The sequence below is a fragment of the Donghicola mangrovi genome, assembly GCF_013377535.1.
Lineage (GTDB): Bacteria > Pseudomonadota > Alphaproteobacteria > Rhodobacterales > Rhodobacteraceae > Donghicola > Donghicola mangrovi.
The window spans coordinates 86,333-101,001 of record NZ_JABCJE010000005.1; the positions used below are offsets into that span (position 1 = coordinate 86,333).

Here is a 14,669-nt window from a genome sequence, read left to right on the forward strand (position 1 = left end):
TGGTCTGCCCCTGAACTACGGGGATTTCCTTATGGATATGAAAGACGTGGCCGAACGCGGCCTTGTTCTGCTGGGATGTGGTAAGATGGGCTCGGCGATGTTGGCGGGCTGGCTGAAGGGCGGCTTGCCGAACACGTCGGTCTGGGTGATCGACCCGTTCCCCTCGGATTGGGTGCAGGCGCAGGGCGTCCATGTGAACGCCGAATTGCCCGCCAATCCCGCCTTGGTTCTGATCGCTGTGAAGCCCCAGATGATGGGCGAGGCCCTGCCGACCTTGGCCGCGATGGGCAGCAATACGCTGTTTGTATCGGTGGCTGCGGGCACCTCTCTGGCCACCTACGAGGCCGCATTGGGCGCGGACAGTGCGATCGTCCGCTGTATGCCCAACACCCCCGCTGCCGTGGGGCAGGGGATCACCGCCCTGATCGGCAATGCCAACGTTTCCGAAGATCAGCTGGCCCTGTCCGAGGCCCTCTTGCAGGCCGTCGGTCAGACCGTGCGGCTGGAGGCCGAGGATCAGATGGACGCTGTAACGGCTCTGTCGGGGTCGGGACCGGCCTATGTGTTCCATATGATCGAATGCCTTGCCGCGGCTGGTGAGGCCGAGGGGTTGTCGCCCGGACTGGCAATGAAGCTGGCCAAGGCGACCGTCGCAGGCTCTGGCGCGCTGGCCGAGGCTGCGGACGAAAGCCCCGCGCAGCTGCGTGTGAACGTGACCAGCCCGAACGGCACCACCCAAGCGGGGCTCGAGGTTCTGATGAATGGCGAAAGCGGCCTGCCGTTCTTGGTCCGTGCGACCGTTGCCGCCGCCGCAGAGCGTAGCCGGGAGCTGGGTCGTGGCTGAGATCACCTATGAGGACTTCGCCAAAGTCGACATCCGCGTAGGCCGCATCGTGCGGGCGGAGCCTTACCCCGAGGCCCGCAAGCCCGCGATCAAGCTTTGGATCGATTTCGGCCCCGAGATCGGCGAGAAGCGCAGTTCGGCCCAGATCACTGTCCACTACACCCCCGAGGACCTGATTGGGAAACGGGTGATGGGCGTGGTGAATTTCCCTCCGCGCCAGATCGGCAAGTTCATGTCCGAGGTTCTGGTGCTGGGTTTCCACGATGAGAGTGACGCCGTCGTTCTGGCCGTTCCCGACAAAGACGCCCCCGAAGGAGCCCGCCTATGCTGAAGCTGTTTGTGACCCGTCCGCTGCCTGAAAAAGTACTGGAAGCGTTGAAAGGCCGTTTTGACATGACGGTGCGTTCCAGCGAATTGCCCATGTCTTTCGATGAAATGACGGCCAGTTTGCGCGATTATGACGTGGTTTTGCCGACCCTTCGCGATCTTTACAGCGCAGAGGTGTTTTCTGCGGTGGACGCGCCCCGTTGTCGGCTGCTGGCGAACTTTGGCGTCGGGTTTAATCACATTGATGTGGGTGCTGCGCGGGCTGCCGGGGTCTTGGTGACCAACACACCCGGCGCTGTAACTGATGCAACGGCGGATATTGCGCTGACGTTAATGCTGATTGCGACCCGCCGCGCAGGCGAGGGCGAGCGTCTGGTACGCTCTGGTGGCTGGACCGGCTGGCACCCCACCCAGATGCTGGGGATGCACCTGACGGGCAAGCGCGTGGGCATTCTGGGCATGGGTCGGATCGGCCAAGCGATTGCGCGCCGGTGCCACTATGGCTTCGATATGTCGGTGCACTATTGTTCCCGATCGCCCAAGGAGGCGGTGATGGAAACGTCGTGGCACCCGTCAGCGGCAGAGCTGGCCGCCGCAGTGGATGTGTTGGTCGTGGCTGTTCCCGGCGGCGCAGAGACGCGCCATCTGGTAAATGCGGACGTGTTAAAGGCGCTGGGACCGAAGGGTTACCTGGTTAACATCGCTCGAGGCGACGTGGTGGATGAGGCTGCCTTGATCGCGGCGCTAGAGGCCGGGGAAATCGCGGGCGCTGGCCTTGATGTCTATGAATACGAGCCAGAGGTTCCCGAAGCGTTAATTGCGCGGCCCGACGTTGTACTGCTTCCTCATTTAGGGACGGCAGCGTTGGCAGTGCGCGAGGCGATGGGGATGGTGGCTGTGGCGAATTTGGTTGCGTTCGCTGAAGGGCGGGAATTGTTGAATCCGGTTTGAATTTGGGTATTTGGGCCAAGAAAGAGGTTAGGGGGCGATATTGGCGTCGCCCGTGGCCTCTCGGAAGTGGCGGCGGCAGAGGCTGATGTAGGTTTCGTTGCCGCCAATTTGTACTTGGTTTCCAGAGGTTTGGACGGTGCCGTCGGGGGATTTTCGGATCACCATGGTGGCTTTTTTGCCGCAATGACAGATTGTGCGGACTTCTCGCATTTCGTCGGCGATCGCGAGCAGAGCTGCGGAGCCGGGGAAGAGTTTTCCAAGAAAATCAACGCGTAAGCCGTAGCACATGACCGGTATCGTCAAATCGTCGACGATACGGGCAAGTTGCCATACTTGGTCTTCGGTCAGGAACTGGGCTTCGTCCACGAAAATGCAGGTGATTTCGCCCTCTTTGAGGCGGTTCAGGACTTTTTCCTGTAGGTTTTCCAGTGGGTTAAACACATCGGCCTCGGCGCTGATGCCAATGCGGCTGGCGATGCGTCCCACCCCTGCGCGGCCGTCGATGGCGGCGGTGAGGAGGTAGGTTTTCATGCCTCTTTCCAAGTAGTTATGCGATGCTTGCAGCAATACGGTCGATTTGCCCGCATTCATTGTGGAATAGTGGAAATAGAGCTTCGCCATGGGTCGTCTTCCGAGGTCTGGTTCCGGTCTGGCTGGCGTATGGCACCCGTCATGACGTTCCGCACGCTGCCTTGGGCCCCTCTTAAGCAAATTTGCGGACGGTTAGCCACCCAAACCGACCCAGAGGTGCCCCTTGATCATCCCCGATATCAAAACCCGAACCCAACGCCAGAACCACGGCTACCTGATGGATGTCCTAGCCCAACTGGAATGGGACCTGCACCAACCGATCATCAGCGGCAACCGCATCCCCGACGAATGGCGCGAAATCTATTCCCGCCGCCACGCAGGACGCAAAAAGAAGGTCACCCTGTGGGTCGAAGAGGACGTGGTGCGGTTCTTTAAAAAACAGGGGGCAGGGTACACCACGCGGATGAACGATGTGCTGGTGGCCTTTATGCTGGCGCGCCTGTCGGGGCTGATCCACGCACGGGATACCACCGAGGAATTTCAGGAAAGCAATATCCAGCGCAAGGACGAGATGCGCCCACAGTTCGGGGATTATGATCGGGCCGAGGCGGCGTTTGATGCGGAGATCGACCGGCGGGCTGAGGCTCGGCGGGCGAAGAAGGGGGATGGGTGAGAGAGCGAGATACAGTCGGAAAAGCTCAATACACATATGAAATGGAGAATTTGTGTGAGGACTATCTGCAAATTCTCTAGAACACTACGCATATGACATATCGCAACTACAGACAAACAGCGAGTGATGGAACGATCAGAGGTTTCGCAATTTTGATCAGATCGAGGGGCTGTGCTATTGCTTGGGGCGGTTGCTTGCGCTCTTCAGTACTTTGCTAAGTTGTGAGGAGTAGTTTTCGAAAGATCTCTGATTTGCTTTTTCCAGCTCTATTTCAACAGTCGTCTCTCCATTCGCTAGATGCGTATTTCGCTCACACAGAATGAGTGCTTCGCAAATTTGCATTGCCTGCTCCTTTGTTCCGTTTTGTCTTATTTGCAAAAACGAAAGCAATTTTAGTTCAATACTAGAGAGTTCATTTTGAAAAAATCTGATTTCTGAAATCGTCCTTGAGTGCAGGCGGAGAAAAAAGAAAGCAACAGTTTCCCCGATTATGAGAAGAGATAGCTTTGGGAGGTAATGTAGAATAGCTTCAGTGGGGCTAGTGCTTTTGTCGAATTCTCCGGCGCCATTAGCGTTGTTCGTGCTTGCAGCGGAGAGTAGATCTAATGGGATAGAGAAAACTCCTGATAGCACGCCAAAAGCAACCATAACTAAGAATGCTATCATAACTCCAATAATTAATGAGAAATTTGCTCTGCGTCCAAGTATCTCGGGCTGTTCGCTCAATCTTTGACGCAATTCGGAAAGAATTCTGAATATTTCAGTGTCTGCATTTGTATCGCCGTCAGCGGATTTGAATTTCAGATGATCCGTTCCGTTGGGATTGAGTTCACTACTCGTTTTTAAGTCAACGTGATCATTTCGAATGGATTCGTATGAACGCTCATCTTTCTTTCCTCCAGTCAGTATCCGACGCAGCAAATAAAAAGGCGTCACTGCAACAAAAAATGCAAGGGTGGAGAAGAGTAATAGGGAGCCAGCTTGTACGGCGAAGGATGGCTTATTGTATGAGCCGAGTATATTGCTGAGAAGCGTGTCGCCGTAATTAAAGAATGTAAAGTAAATAATAGCGACGGCATAAAACACCAATGCGCGCGTCGCATAGGTCTTTATTTTTTCTTTGGTCTTGAAATTCAAAATGACCTCCCTGCCGTAACAGAGAGGTCATTTCACTATTAGGTTGTGCCTGTCAACCCTGAAGCGATCTCACTTCGATATCGCCTTCTTCGCGGGCCTGCATGGCCAGCGTGGCGGCGTGGGCGCCGGCGGCGGTGGTGAAGTAGGGGATCTTGTCATAGAGCGCCACCGAGCGGATTTCGCGGCTGTCGGCCACGGATTGTGCGCCTTCGGTGGTGTTGAAGACCAGATCAATGCGCCCGTCCTTCATCATGTCGACGATGTTGGGGCGGCCCTCATAGACTTTGGCGATCTCGGTGGCGGGAACCTCGTGGCCGTTCAGCCACTGGGCGGTGCCACGGGTCGCGACGATCTCGAAGCCCATTTTCACGAGGATCTGTGCGGCCTCGAGCATCTGGGCGGTCTTGTCGTCGTTCTTGATCGAGATGAACACGCGGCCTTCCTCGGGGAGGATGGTGCCGGCGCCCAGCTGGGCCTTGAGGAAGGCGCGGGGGAAGCTGCGGTCCCAGCCCATGACTTCGCCGGTGGAGCGCATTTCCGGCCCGAGGATGGTGTCAACGCCGGGGAAACGGGCGAAGGGCAGCACGGCCTCTTTGACGGAGAACCAGGGCATGTTCGGGTCGGCCAGAGTCATCTGGTCGGCGATCGGCAGCTCGGTGTCCACGTCGGTGCCCGCGGGGTAGGGGGCGCGCATCGGGAAGTTGGTCAGCGGCTCGCCTGCCATGACGCGGGCTGCGATCGAGGCGATGGCGCTGTCGGTGGCCTTGGCGACGAAGGGAACGGTGCGGCTGGCGCGGGGGTTCACTTCGATCAGGTAGACCTCGCCGTCTTTGACCGCGAACTGGACGTTCATCAGGCCGACGACGTTCAGTTCGAGGGCCAGAGCGACGGCCTGACGCTTGATCTCTTCGACGATGTCTTTGGGCAGCGAGTAGGGGGGCAGCGAACAGGCAGAGTCGCCCGAATGAACGCCGGCCTCTTCGATGTGCTGCATGATGCCGGTGACGTGCACGTTGGTGCCGTCGGACAGGGCGTCGACGTCGATCTCGGTTGCGCCCGACAGGTAGCTGTCCAGCAGGACGGGGCTGTCACCGGAGACGACGACGGCCTCGCGGATGTAGCGCTGCAGCTGGGGCAGGTCGCGGACGATTTCCATGGCGCGGCCACCCAGAACATAGGAGGGGCGGATCACCAGCGGGTAACCGATCTGTTCAGCGATCTTGAAGGCTTCTTCGTCGGTCGAGGCGATGCCGTTGTTGGGCTGCTTGAGGCCCAGACGGTTCACCAGATCCTGGAAACGCTCGCGGTCTTCGGCAAGGTCGATCGCGTCGGGCGAGGTGCCGAGGATCGGGATACCTTCTTCTTCCAGAGCATTGGCCAGCTTCAGCGGGGTCTGGCCGCCGAACTGGACGATGACGCCCTGCAGGTTGCCGTTCGACATCTCGACGCGCAGGATTTCCAGCACGTGCTCCAGCGTCAGGGGCTCGAAGTACAGACGGTCCGAGGTGTCGTAGTCGGTGGACACGGTCTCGGGGTTGCAGTTGATCATGATGGTTTCATAACCAACATCGCTGAGCGCGTAGCAGGCGTGACAGCAGCAGTAGTCGAACTCGATGCCCTGACCGATACGGTTCGGGCCACCGCCAAGGATGACGACCTTTTTGCGGTCGCTGGGGCGTGCCTCGCACTCGGGCTCGCCCATGACGGGGGTCTCGTAGGTCGAGTACATGTAGGGGGTCTGCGCCTCGAATTCGGCGGCGCAGGTGTCGATGCGCTTGAACTGGGCGACAACGCCCAGATTGCGGCGGGCGCGGCGAACCTGCGCTTCGTCGCGGCCGGTCAGCTTGGCCAGACGGGCATCGGTGAAGCCCAGCATCTTGACGCGGCGCAGGCCTTCTTCGGTGACGGGCAGGCCGTTTTTCTTGATCTCGGCTTCGGCGTCCACGATTTCGCGGATGCGGGCCAGGAACCACGGATCAAAGGCGGTGGCCGCCTGGATCTGGTCGTTCGACAGACCTTCGCGCATGGCCTGAGCGATCACGCGCAGACGATCGGGGGTCTTTTCCGACAGCTTCTTGACCACGGCAGCCACGTCGGGCGCGCCGGGGATTTCGATCTCGTCAAAGCCGGTCAGGCCGGTTTCCAGCGAGGCCAGTGCTTTCTGCATCGACTCGTGGATGGTGCGGCCGATCGCCATTGCCTCACCGACCGACTTCATTGCGGTGGTCAGGTTCGGCTCGGAGCCGGGGAATTTCTCGAACGCGAAGCGCGGGATTTTGGTGACGACGTAGTCGATGGTGGGTTCGAACGACGCAGGGGTCACTTTGGTGATGTCGTTGTCCAGCTCGTCCAGTGTGTAGCCGACAGCCAGCTTCGCCGCGATTTTCGCGATGGGGAAGCCGGTGGCCTTGGACGCCAGCGCCGACGAACGCGACACGCGGGGGTTCATTTCGATGACGACCATGCGGCCGTCCTTGGGGTTCACGGCCCACTGAACGTTCGAACCGCCGGTTTCAACGCCGATCTCGCGCAGAACTGCGATCGAGGCGGTGCGCATCATCTGGTATTCTTTGTCGGTCAGGGTCAGCGCAGGAGCCACGGTGATCGAGTCGCCGGTGTGCACGCCCATGGGGTCGATGTTTTCGATCGAGCAAACGATGATGGCGTTATCCGCTTTGTCGCGGACCACTTCCATCTCGTATTCTTTCCAGCCCAGCAGCGATTCATCGACAAGGATCTGACCCACGGGGGACGCGTCCATGCCGGTGCGGCAGTAGTGGATGTAGTCTTCGCGGTTGTACGCCACGCCGCCGCCGGTGCCGCCAAGGGTAAAGGCAGGGCGGATGATCGCGGGCAGACCGATCTCTTCCAGCGCCTCGAGCGCCTTGGCAACGCCGGCCTCGAGGTCGAAGGTCTTGCCGTTTTTGGGCGCGGTGATGATGGTCGCGCGGGGGTTTTCCAGACCGATCTTTTCCATCGCAACGCGGAACAGGGCGCGGTCTTCGGCCTTTTCAATGGCTTCGCGGTTGGCGCCGATCAGTTCAACGCCGAACTCTTCGAGAACGCCCATGTCGGCCAGCGCCAGTGCGGTGTTCAGGCCGGTTTGGCCGCCCATGGTGGGCAGCAGCGCATCGGGGCGCTCTTTTTCGATGATCTTGGCGACGACCTCGGGGGTGATGGGCTCGATGTAGGTGGCGTCGGCCAGACCGGGGTCGGTCATGATGGTCGCCGGGTTCGAGTTCACGAGGATGACGCGGTAGCCTTCTTCGCGCAGGGCTTTACAAGCCTGTGCGCCAGAGTAGTCGAATTCGCAGGCCTGACCAATGATGATCGGTCCGGCTCCGATGATCATGATCGAGCTGATATCGGTTCTTTTCGGCATGTTCGGTATCCTCAGGCTGGCAGATCGGGCGCGGAAGGGGTCGCGCAAATTGTCGTGCGTTATAGACATCGACGCCCCGTTCGCAAGGGGGGATAGGCCCTAAGTTGGCCTGCGGTAAAGATCGCAAAAGGGCATTCGGCGGGATAACCGCAAAAAGGACGGAAAAAATCGCGCGGGGGGCGTTTTCTTTCCTGTCCTTGCGCGTGTAATCCCCTAAGTCCCGCGAACAAGACCCAAGGGGAATGTGTGTTGCAGATTCGTTTCGATCATGGACCAGCAGGGGAAGGCACCTGTTTCGACGCCCCCGCGTCGGTGATCGAGGCGTGGTCGGCAGATCAGGTGACCGCTGCTTTGGCCGCCGTGGATGCGGCGCGGGCAGAGGGCGCGTGGGTTGCGGGCTATGCGACCTATGAGCTGGGATATGCTTTGGAGCCGCGCTTGGCCGCGCTGATGCCGACGGGGCGTCCGCTGCCGCTGATGCGGTTCGGGGTGTACGAGGCACCCGTGGCGCGCGGGCTGGCTCGGGGCGATGCGGGGCTCACGGATGTGGCCCCTGTGTGGGACGCGGGCGCCTATGCGGCGGCGTTCGGGCGGCTCCATGACTATATCGGTGCGGGCGACATCTATCAGGTGAACCTGACGTTTCCGATGACGGCGCGGTGTTCGGGCACGCCCGAGGCCCTCTATGCGGCCTTGGCCGATGTGCAGCCGGTCAAACACGGGGCGCTGGTGGTCCAAGGCGATCTGCCCGCCCTGCTGTCGCGCAGCCCCGAGCTGTTCTTCCGCACTTCGGCGGATGGCGTGATCGAGACCCGCCCGATGAAGGGCACCCAGCCCCGTAGTGATGACGCCACCGAGGATGCGCGCCGCAAGGCTTGGCTGGCTCAGGACGACAAGAACCGCGCCGAGAACCTGATGATCGTGGACCTTCTGCGCAATGACGTCAGCCGCGTGTCGGTGGCCGGATCGGTCAAAGTGCCCGAACTCTTTCACGTGGAAAGCTATGCGACGGTGCACCAGATGACCTCTCTGGTGCGGGCGCAGCTGCGCGATGGTGTTGGTTTCGCTGACATTATGACTGCGCTGTTTCCCTGCGGATCGATCACCGGCGCGCCCAAGGTCCGCGCCATGGAAATCATCCACGAGTTGGAACATGGGCCCCGTGATATCTACTGCGGGTCCATCGGCTGGATGGCCCCTGACGGGCGGTCGGAATTCAACGTGGCGATCCGGACCTTGCTGGTGGACGGCGCGGATGTGACCTTGAACGTGGGGGGCGGGGTCGTCTGGGACTCCACCGCCGATAGCGAATACGAGGAAGCCCTATGGAAAGCCCGCTACGCCCGCCTGCCGATCCCGGCTTCCGTCTGATCGAAACGATGCTCTGGACCCCCGAAGGCGGGTTCCAGCGCGGTAGCACCCACCTGAAACGTCTGGCCCACGCGGCTGGGCGACTGGGGATCACTCCGGTCGGGGTGGAGGGCGTACTGTCCACCTTCACCGCCAACGGCCCCGCACGGGTGCGCCTGACGGTGGACGCAAAAGGGCAGGCCGAGATTACCTCTGGCCCCTATACCCCGTTCCCCGAAGGCACCGTCTGGCGGCTGGCCATCGCCGACACGCGGCTCGATGCGGCGAACCCGTGGCTGGGCGTGAAAACCACCCAAAGACAGCTTTACGACACCGATCGCGCGGCCTTGCCCGCGGATGTGGACGAACTGATCTACCTGAACACAGGCGGGAACGTGTGCGAAGGCACCATCACCAACATCTTCGCCGATCTGGGCCAAGGACTGATCACGCCGCCCATCTCGGACGGCCTCCTGCCCGGAGTGCTGCGGTCCACCATGATCTGCGCGGGCGAGGCGCGGATCGGGCACCTGACGCTGGATGATCTGAAGTCCGCAGCCGCGCTCTATGTCGGCAACTCCCTGCGCGGGTTGATCCGCGTACGGCTGGTCTGACAGAGCGTCACCTCAGAAGTTTGCGCTGCGAAAACGCCAGTGCAGTTGAGTATTTAGAGCAAAAAGAAGCGAAAGGTTCCGGCTTCTTTTTGCTTAAAATACTCAAAATATCCCGACCGAAAAAAGAGGCGCCACACCAGCATTGGTGGGCGCCCGTTAGTCGGCAGTCAGGCAGGTAATCGTCAAAGTCAGGCGGCGCGGCGGGGGGCGGCGCGGCCGGTCAGGGCGTTGATCTGGCGCAGCAGGTCCGGCAGCGGGGTCGCGGGCGTCAGGTCTGTGGTGCAGAGCGCCGGTAGGGTGGCCAAGGGGCCGCTCAGGGGGGCGTCGCTGATGATGAGGGCGATCTCGGCGCTGTGGGCGTCCGAGGCTAGGTAGGCCTGCGCTTCGGCGGCAGAGGAAAAATAGAGCTCTACCGGCGCATCCAGTTTGTCCGCAATCAGGGACAGCATGTGCGCGGGCAGGGGCGGGGCTCCGTTATGGCCGGGGATGATCGCGATGGCGCGGCTCTCGGTGGCGTCCGGGCTGGTGGTGAACCAGCTTTTGGCAATCTCGCGGGTCGGGGACTGGAGCATGGGTTGGCCTCTGTTTCTTTGCCGGTAACGCGGCGCAATGGTCAGGAGCAGATCATGAAGTCCGGTCTGGCTGACGGTCCTGTGGTTGTGGCCCTGTCGGGTCGCTGGGTGATAGTACGGGGCGGTTTTCGTGCCCCGTCGCGGTGGTCGTTCATATTCAGTTAGGTGAACGCATGACCGGCGGTAAGTTTCCGTCACCTTTGTGTGATGCGCCGCGATTGGCCGCGAGCGCCGATTGGACCTGTCCTCAGTTGAAAATGTGGACATGGCGGCAGAGTCGGGTGCAGGCTATTGCCCTGATCTGTTAGACTGTCTGCGCGAGGGTGCCGGAATGGACGGATTTTTTTCTGATATAAAAGTGGCGGACGGGGTGCTGGAAATGCGCCCTTTGACCATCGAAGACCGCGAGGGCCTGTATCAGGCGGCCTCTGATCCGGCCACGTGGGCGCAGCATCCCGCCAAGGGCCGGTACCAGCGCGAGGCCTTTTGGCCCTATTTCGATTTCCTACTTCATGCGGGGGATGTGCTGGTTGCGGTCGAGGCCGAGAGCGGGCGCATCATCGGGTGTTCGCGGTTTTACGCGGTGCCGGACCAGCCCGGGGATGTGGCGATCGGGTTCACCTTTTTGGACTGTGCCTATTGGGGCGGGTCGTGGAACCGGCGGATGAAGGCGCTGATGGTGGGCCATGTGCTGGAGAGCCGCCCCCGCGTCTGGCTGCATATTGCGCCTGATAACCTGCGCTCGCAGATTGCCAGCACCCGTCTGGGGGCCGTGCACCAGTATGACGCGGAACTGGATCTGGGTACCGGTCTGGCCCTTTATGAGTGCTACACCATCACGGCGGACAGCTGGGCGGCGGCCATGGCCGAGCGCGCTGGCGCCTGAAACGGGCCTTGGAGCCGCCAAAACGGGCGGCTTCTCTTGACTTCTGGGGCGCGGGCATGTGTATCGGCTGCAACTTGATACCACCCGTCCGGGAGAGCCTGATGCACACCTATCGCAGCCACACCTGCGCTGACCTGAACAAAGACAACGTTGGTGAAACCGTCCGCCTGTCGGGCTGGGTGCACCGTGTCCGTGACCACGGCGGCATTCTGTTTATCGACCTGCGCGACCACTATGGCGTGACGCAGGTTCTGTGTGACCCCGACAGCCCCGTTTTCAAGGACGTCGAGAAGGTCCGCAGCGAATGGTGTATCCGCATCGACGGCAACGTCAAAGCGCGTGACCCCGAGCTGGTGAACCCCAAGATCCCGACCGGCGAAGTCGAAGTCTTTGTCCGTGACATCGAAGTTCTGGGCAAAGCCGAAGAACTGCCGCTGATGGTGTTCGGTGATCAGGAATACCCCGAGGAAACCCGCCTGCGGTACCGTTACCTCGATCTGCGCCGCGAGAAGCTGCAGCGCAACATGACCCTGCGTTCTGACGTGGTTGCGTCCATGCGCCGCCGGATGTGGGACAAGAAGTTCCGCGAATACCAGACCCCGATCATCACCGCATCGTCGCCCGAAGGCGCGCGCGACTTCCTCGTGCCGTCGCGTCTGCACCCCGGCAAGTTCTATGCGCTGCCGCAGGCACCCCAGCAGTTCAAGCAGCTGATCATGGTGTCGGGCTACGACAAATACTTCCAGATCGCGCCCTGCTTCCGTGACGAAGACCCCCGTGCGGACCGTTCGCCCACCGACTTCTACCAGCTCGACATGGAAATGTCGTTCGTGACCCAGCAGGACGTGTTCGACACCATCGCGCCCGTCATCGCTGGCATCTTCGAAGAATTCGGCGGCGGCAAGAAAGTGGACGCAGCGGCTGACTGGGAACAGATCAGCTACAAGGACGCGGCGCTGTGGTACGGCACCGACAAGCCCGACCTGCGTAACCCCATCAAGATGCAGGTTGTTTCGGACCACTTCCGTGGCTCGGGCTTTGCGATTTTCGCCAAGCTGCTGGAGCAGGACGGCACCGAAATCCGCGCGATCCCCGCGCCCACCGGCGGCAGCCGCAAGTTCTGTGACCGCATGAACGCCTTTGCCCAGAAGGAAGGTCTGCCCGGTATGGGCTATATCTTCTGGCGCGCAGGCGACAACGGCGAGATGGAAGCCGCCGGCCCGCTGGCGAAAAACATCGGCCCCGAGCGTACCGAAGCGATCCGTCAGCAGCTGGGACTGGACGTGGGAGATGCCGCGTTCTTCTTGGGTGGGAAACCCGCCAGCTTCGAGCGCGTGGCAGGCAAGGCCCGCACCGTCATCGGCGAAGAGCTGGGCCTGACCGACAAGGACCGCTTTGCGTTTGCTTGGATCGTGGACTTCCCGATCTATGCGGCCGACGAAGAGACCGGCAAGATCGACTTTGAACACAACCCGTTCTCGATGCCCCAAGGCGGCATGGAAGCGCTGGAAGGCAACCCGCTGGACGTGCGCGGCTACCAGTACGATCTGGCGTGTAACGGCTACGAGCTGGTGTCGGGCGCAATCCGGAACCACAAGCCGGAAATCATGTACCGCGCCTTTGAAATCGCTGGCTATGGCGCCGACGAGGTCAATAAGCGTTTCGGCGGTATGGTTAACGCGTTCAAATACGGCGCGCCTCCGCACGGTGGTTGCGCGGCCGGTATCGACCGCATCGTCATGCTGCTGGCCGACGAGGCCAACATCCGCGAAGTCATCATGTTCCCGATGAACCAGCGCGCTGAAGACCTGATGATGAACGCCCCCAGCGATCCGACCTCGGACCAGCTGATGGAGCTGAACCTGCGCGTCATTCCGCAGGATTAAGGTCCAAACGGCGCGATTGTGCCGATATTACAAACGATCACGAGGCAGTGCGATGCGAATCGCGCTGCCTTTGTTCATGCTGGGCGCTGAAATTGCTGTAGATTCCAGAGGTTTTGCATGGTGTTCGATCCAGCCTTGGCGGAAATCCGGTTTGGTACCGGTCTGTCCCCGCGCGTGGCCGCTCCGCAGGGGATAGACGATATGCTGCGTCGTCTGGCGGGTTCCGACCAGATGGCGCAGTCCTATCCCATCCCGCGTTTCGACGGGCAGGGGGGCGCAGACATCCGCGAATACCGCGACCTCTTGAAGGCCCGCAACGCCGTCCGCGACACCGAGGCCGAAGAGCCCGCTCGCAAGGCGCTGACCGCCCAGAAGCGCAAGCTGCGGCAGGGTGAGATCGACATGATCCGTGCGCAGCTTTTGCGCGGGGTGATGACCGAAGACGGGTTGCGCGAACGGTTGGTGTGGTTCTGGTCGGACCATTTTGCCACCGCGCCGCGCAGTCAGCTCTATCAGCATTCGATGGCCGCCTATCCCGAACAGGCGATCCGGCCCCATGTGGCGGGGCGCTTTGCCGATATGTTGTGGGCCGCGGCGACCCATCCGGTGATGCAGGTCTATCTGGACCAGCAGCGCAACTTTGGCCCCACCAGCGTGGCCGCCGAAAAGCGCCCCAAAAAGAAGCTGGGCCTGAACGAGAACCTCGCCCGCGAGATGCTGGAGCTGCACACGCTGGGCGTCGGCGGCGGGTATACTCAGGCGGATGTGACGGGGTTGGCGGGGCTGCTGACCGGCCTGAACATCAACGAAGACACCGATATGGTGGTGCGCCCGAACTATGCCGAGCGCGGGCCGTTCCAGATTTTGGGCCGCAGTTGGGGCGGGGACCCCAAAACGCGCGAGGCCGATATCCGCGAGTTCATCGAGGATCTGGCGCGCAATCCCGTGACCCTGCGCCACTTGGCCCGCAAGCTGGCGGTGCATTTCGTAGCTGACCAGCCGGACGAAGGCTTGGTCGAGCATATGGCGGCGGCGATGATCGGGGCGGATGGGGACCTGAGCGCAGGCTACCGCGCGATGCTGGAACACCCCGTGTCGTGGGACGAGGCGCCCGCGAATGTGAAGCCGCCCTTTGATTTCATGGTGTCCGCAATGCGGGCGCTGGACGTGCACCCCGCCATGCTGGAGCGCATGAACCCCCGCAATATTCAGGCGCTGTTCCTGCTGCCCATGTCCTTGATGGGGCAGTCGTGGCAGCGGCCTAACGGCCCCGATGGTTTCCCCGAGGCGGATGATCGCTGGATCAGCCCCCAAGGTCTGGCCGAGCGCATCCAGTGGTCCATGACCGCGCCGCAAACCCTGACGACGCGGCTGCCGGACCCGCGGGCCTTTGTGCAGGTGGCGCTGGGGGACCGCGCCCCTGAGGCCGTGCAGTTTGCCGCCAAGGCGGCCGAAACCGAGTGGGAAGGCGTGGGCTTGATCCTGTCCTCGCCCGCGTTCCAGAGGAGATAAGCCT

Annotated in this window: 13 protein-coding genes; 9 read left to right on the top strand and 4 right to left on the bottom strand. The window is 61.2% G+C overall.

Annotation, left to right across the window (positions count from 1 at the left end; genetic code table 11):
* Positions 1-31 precede the first annotated feature (31 nt).
* Genes proC through HJ536_RS12280 form a run of 3 tightly spaced genes read left to right on the top strand, consistent with a single transcriptional unit; the run spans position 32 to position 2,122 of the window.
* On the top strand, positions 32-844 hold the full coding sequence (gene proC / locus HJ536_RS12270) for a pyrroline-5-carboxylate reductase (RefSeq protein WP_177157930.1): 813 nt from the start codon (positions 32-34) through the stop codon (positions 842-844).
* On the top strand, positions 837-1,175 hold the full coding sequence (locus tag HJ536_RS12275; RefSeq protein WP_177157931.1) for a tRNA-binding protein: 339 nt from the start codon (positions 837-839) through the stop codon (positions 1,173-1,175). The genes proC and HJ536_RS12275 overlap by 8 nt, the downstream gene beginning before the upstream one ends.
* Positions 1,169-2,122 carry a 2-hydroxyacid dehydrogenase gene (locus HJ536_RS12280; protein ID WP_177157932.1) on the top strand — a complete coding sequence of 318 codons (954 nt, stop codon included), beginning with the start codon at positions 1,169-1,171 and terminating at the stop codon, positions 2,120-2,122. The genes HJ536_RS12275 and HJ536_RS12280 overlap by 7 nt, the downstream gene beginning before the upstream one ends.
* A 27-nt stretch (positions 2,123-2,149) precedes the next feature.
* Here HJ536_RS12280 and HJ536_RS12285 read toward each other — a convergent pair whose 3' ends face one another.
* Positions 2,150-2,743, bottom strand: a complete 594-nt coding sequence (locus tag HJ536_RS12285; RefSeq protein WP_177157933.1) for a thymidine kinase — start codon at positions 2,741-2,743, stop codon at positions 2,150-2,152.
* 133 nt (positions 2,744-2,876) lie between these two features.
* Here HJ536_RS12285 and HJ536_RS12290 point away from each other — a divergent pair, with 133 nt between their 5' ends.
* Complete coding sequence (locus HJ536_RS12290; RefSeq protein WP_177157934.1) at positions 2,877-3,326, top strand: BrnA antitoxin family protein; 450 nt, start codon at positions 2,877-2,879, stop codon at positions 3,324-3,326.
* Between the two features lie 174 nt (positions 3,327-3,500).
* On the opposite strand, the gene HJ536_RS12295 is transcribed toward HJ536_RS12290, so the two are convergent.
* Positions 3,501-4,463, bottom strand: coding sequence for a hypothetical protein (locus HJ536_RS12295; protein ID WP_177157935.1), 963 nt, complete (start codon positions 4,461-4,463; stop codon positions 3,501-3,503).
* A gap of 52 nt (positions 4,464-4,515) precedes the next feature.
* A complete protein-coding gene (gene carB / locus HJ536_RS12300; protein ID WP_177157936.1) occupies positions 4,516-7,845 on the bottom strand; it encodes a carbamoyl-phosphate synthase large subunit in 3,330 nt (1,109 codons plus the stop codon).
* Between the two features lie 249 nt (positions 7,846-8,094).
* On the opposite strand from carB, the gene HJ536_RS12305 reads away from it, so the two are divergent.
* Both HJ536_RS12305 and HJ536_RS12310 read left to right on the top strand, forming a co-directional pair.
* Positions 8,095-9,216 (top strand): aminodeoxychorismate synthase component I, encoded by a 1,122-nt coding sequence (locus tag HJ536_RS12305; protein ID WP_177157937.1) that lies wholly within the window; start codon positions 8,095-8,097, stop codon positions 9,214-9,216.
* Positions 9,171-9,809, top strand: coding sequence for an aminotransferase class IV family protein (locus HJ536_RS12310; protein WP_177157938.1), 639 nt, complete (start codon positions 9,171-9,173; stop codon positions 9,807-9,809). The genes HJ536_RS12305 and HJ536_RS12310 overlap by 46 nt, the downstream gene beginning before the upstream one ends.
* A gap of 188 nt (positions 9,810-9,997) precedes the next feature.
* Here HJ536_RS12310 and HJ536_RS12315 read toward each other — a convergent pair whose 3' ends face one another.
* Positions 9,998-10,381, bottom strand: coding sequence for a hypothetical protein (locus tag HJ536_RS12315; RefSeq protein ID WP_177157939.1), 384 nt, complete (start codon positions 10,379-10,381; stop codon positions 9,998-10,000).
* A 331-nt stretch (positions 10,382-10,712) separates the two neighbouring features.
* On the opposite strand from HJ536_RS12315, the gene HJ536_RS12320 reads away from it, so the two are divergent.
* The 3 genes from HJ536_RS12320 to HJ536_RS12330 all read left to right on the top strand — a co-directional run bounded on the left by HJ536_RS12320 (position 10,713) and on the right by HJ536_RS12330 (position 14,665).
* Positions 10,713-11,267: a GNAT family N-acetyltransferase gene (locus HJ536_RS12320; protein WP_177157940.1), complete on the top strand. Its 555-nt coding sequence runs from the start codon at positions 10,713-10,715 to the stop codon at positions 11,265-11,267.
* Between the two features lie 101 nt (positions 11,268-11,368).
* Positions 11,369-13,153 carry an aspartate--tRNA ligase gene (gene aspS / locus HJ536_RS12325; protein ID WP_176854966.1) on the top strand — a complete coding sequence of 595 codons (1,785 nt, stop codon included), beginning with the start codon at positions 11,369-11,371 and terminating at the stop codon, positions 13,151-13,153.
* 117 nt (positions 13,154-13,270) lie between these two features.
* A complete protein-coding gene (locus HJ536_RS12330) occupies positions 13,271-14,665 on the top strand; it encodes a DUF1800 domain-containing protein (protein ID WP_177157941.1) in 1,395 nt (464 codons plus the stop codon).
* The last annotated feature ends 4 nt before the right edge of the window (positions 14,666-14,669 follow it).

Bases quoted from the DNA above. Each gene is read 5' to 3' on its own strand.
- HJ536_RS12285 (WP_177157933.1), bottom strand. From the start codon at position 2,743: ATGGCGAAGCTCTATTTCCACTATTCCACAATGAATGCGGGCAAATCG.
- HJ536_RS12310 (WP_177157938.1), top strand. From the start codon at position 9,171: ATGGAAAGCCCGCTACGCCCGCCTGCCGATCCCGGCTTCCGTCTGATC.
- HJ536_RS12330 (WP_177157941.1), top strand. From the start codon at position 13,271: ATGGTGTTCGATCCAGCCTTGGCGGAAATCCGGTTTGGTACCGGTCTG.
- carB (WP_177157936.1), bottom strand. From the start codon at position 7,845: ATGCCGAAAAGAACCGATATCAGCTCGATCATGATCATCGGAGCCGGA.
- HJ536_RS12320 (WP_177157940.1), top strand. From the start codon at position 10,713: ATGGACGGATTTTTTTCTGATATAAAAGTGGCGGACGGGGTGCTGGAA.
- HJ536_RS12280 (WP_177157932.1), top strand. From the start codon at position 1,169: ATGCTGAAGCTGTTTGTGACCCGTCCGCTGCCTGAAAAAGTACTGGAA.
- HJ536_RS12315 (WP_177157939.1), bottom strand. From the start codon at position 10,381: ATGCTCCAGTCCCCGACCCGCGAGATTGCCAAAAGCTGGTTCACCACC.
- aspS (WP_176854966.1), top strand. From the start codon at position 11,369: ATGCACACCTATCGCAGCCACACCTGCGCTGACCTGAACAAAGACAAC.
- proC (WP_177157930.1), top strand. From the start codon at position 32: ATGGATATGAAAGACGTGGCCGAACGCGGCCTTGTTCTGCTGGGATGT.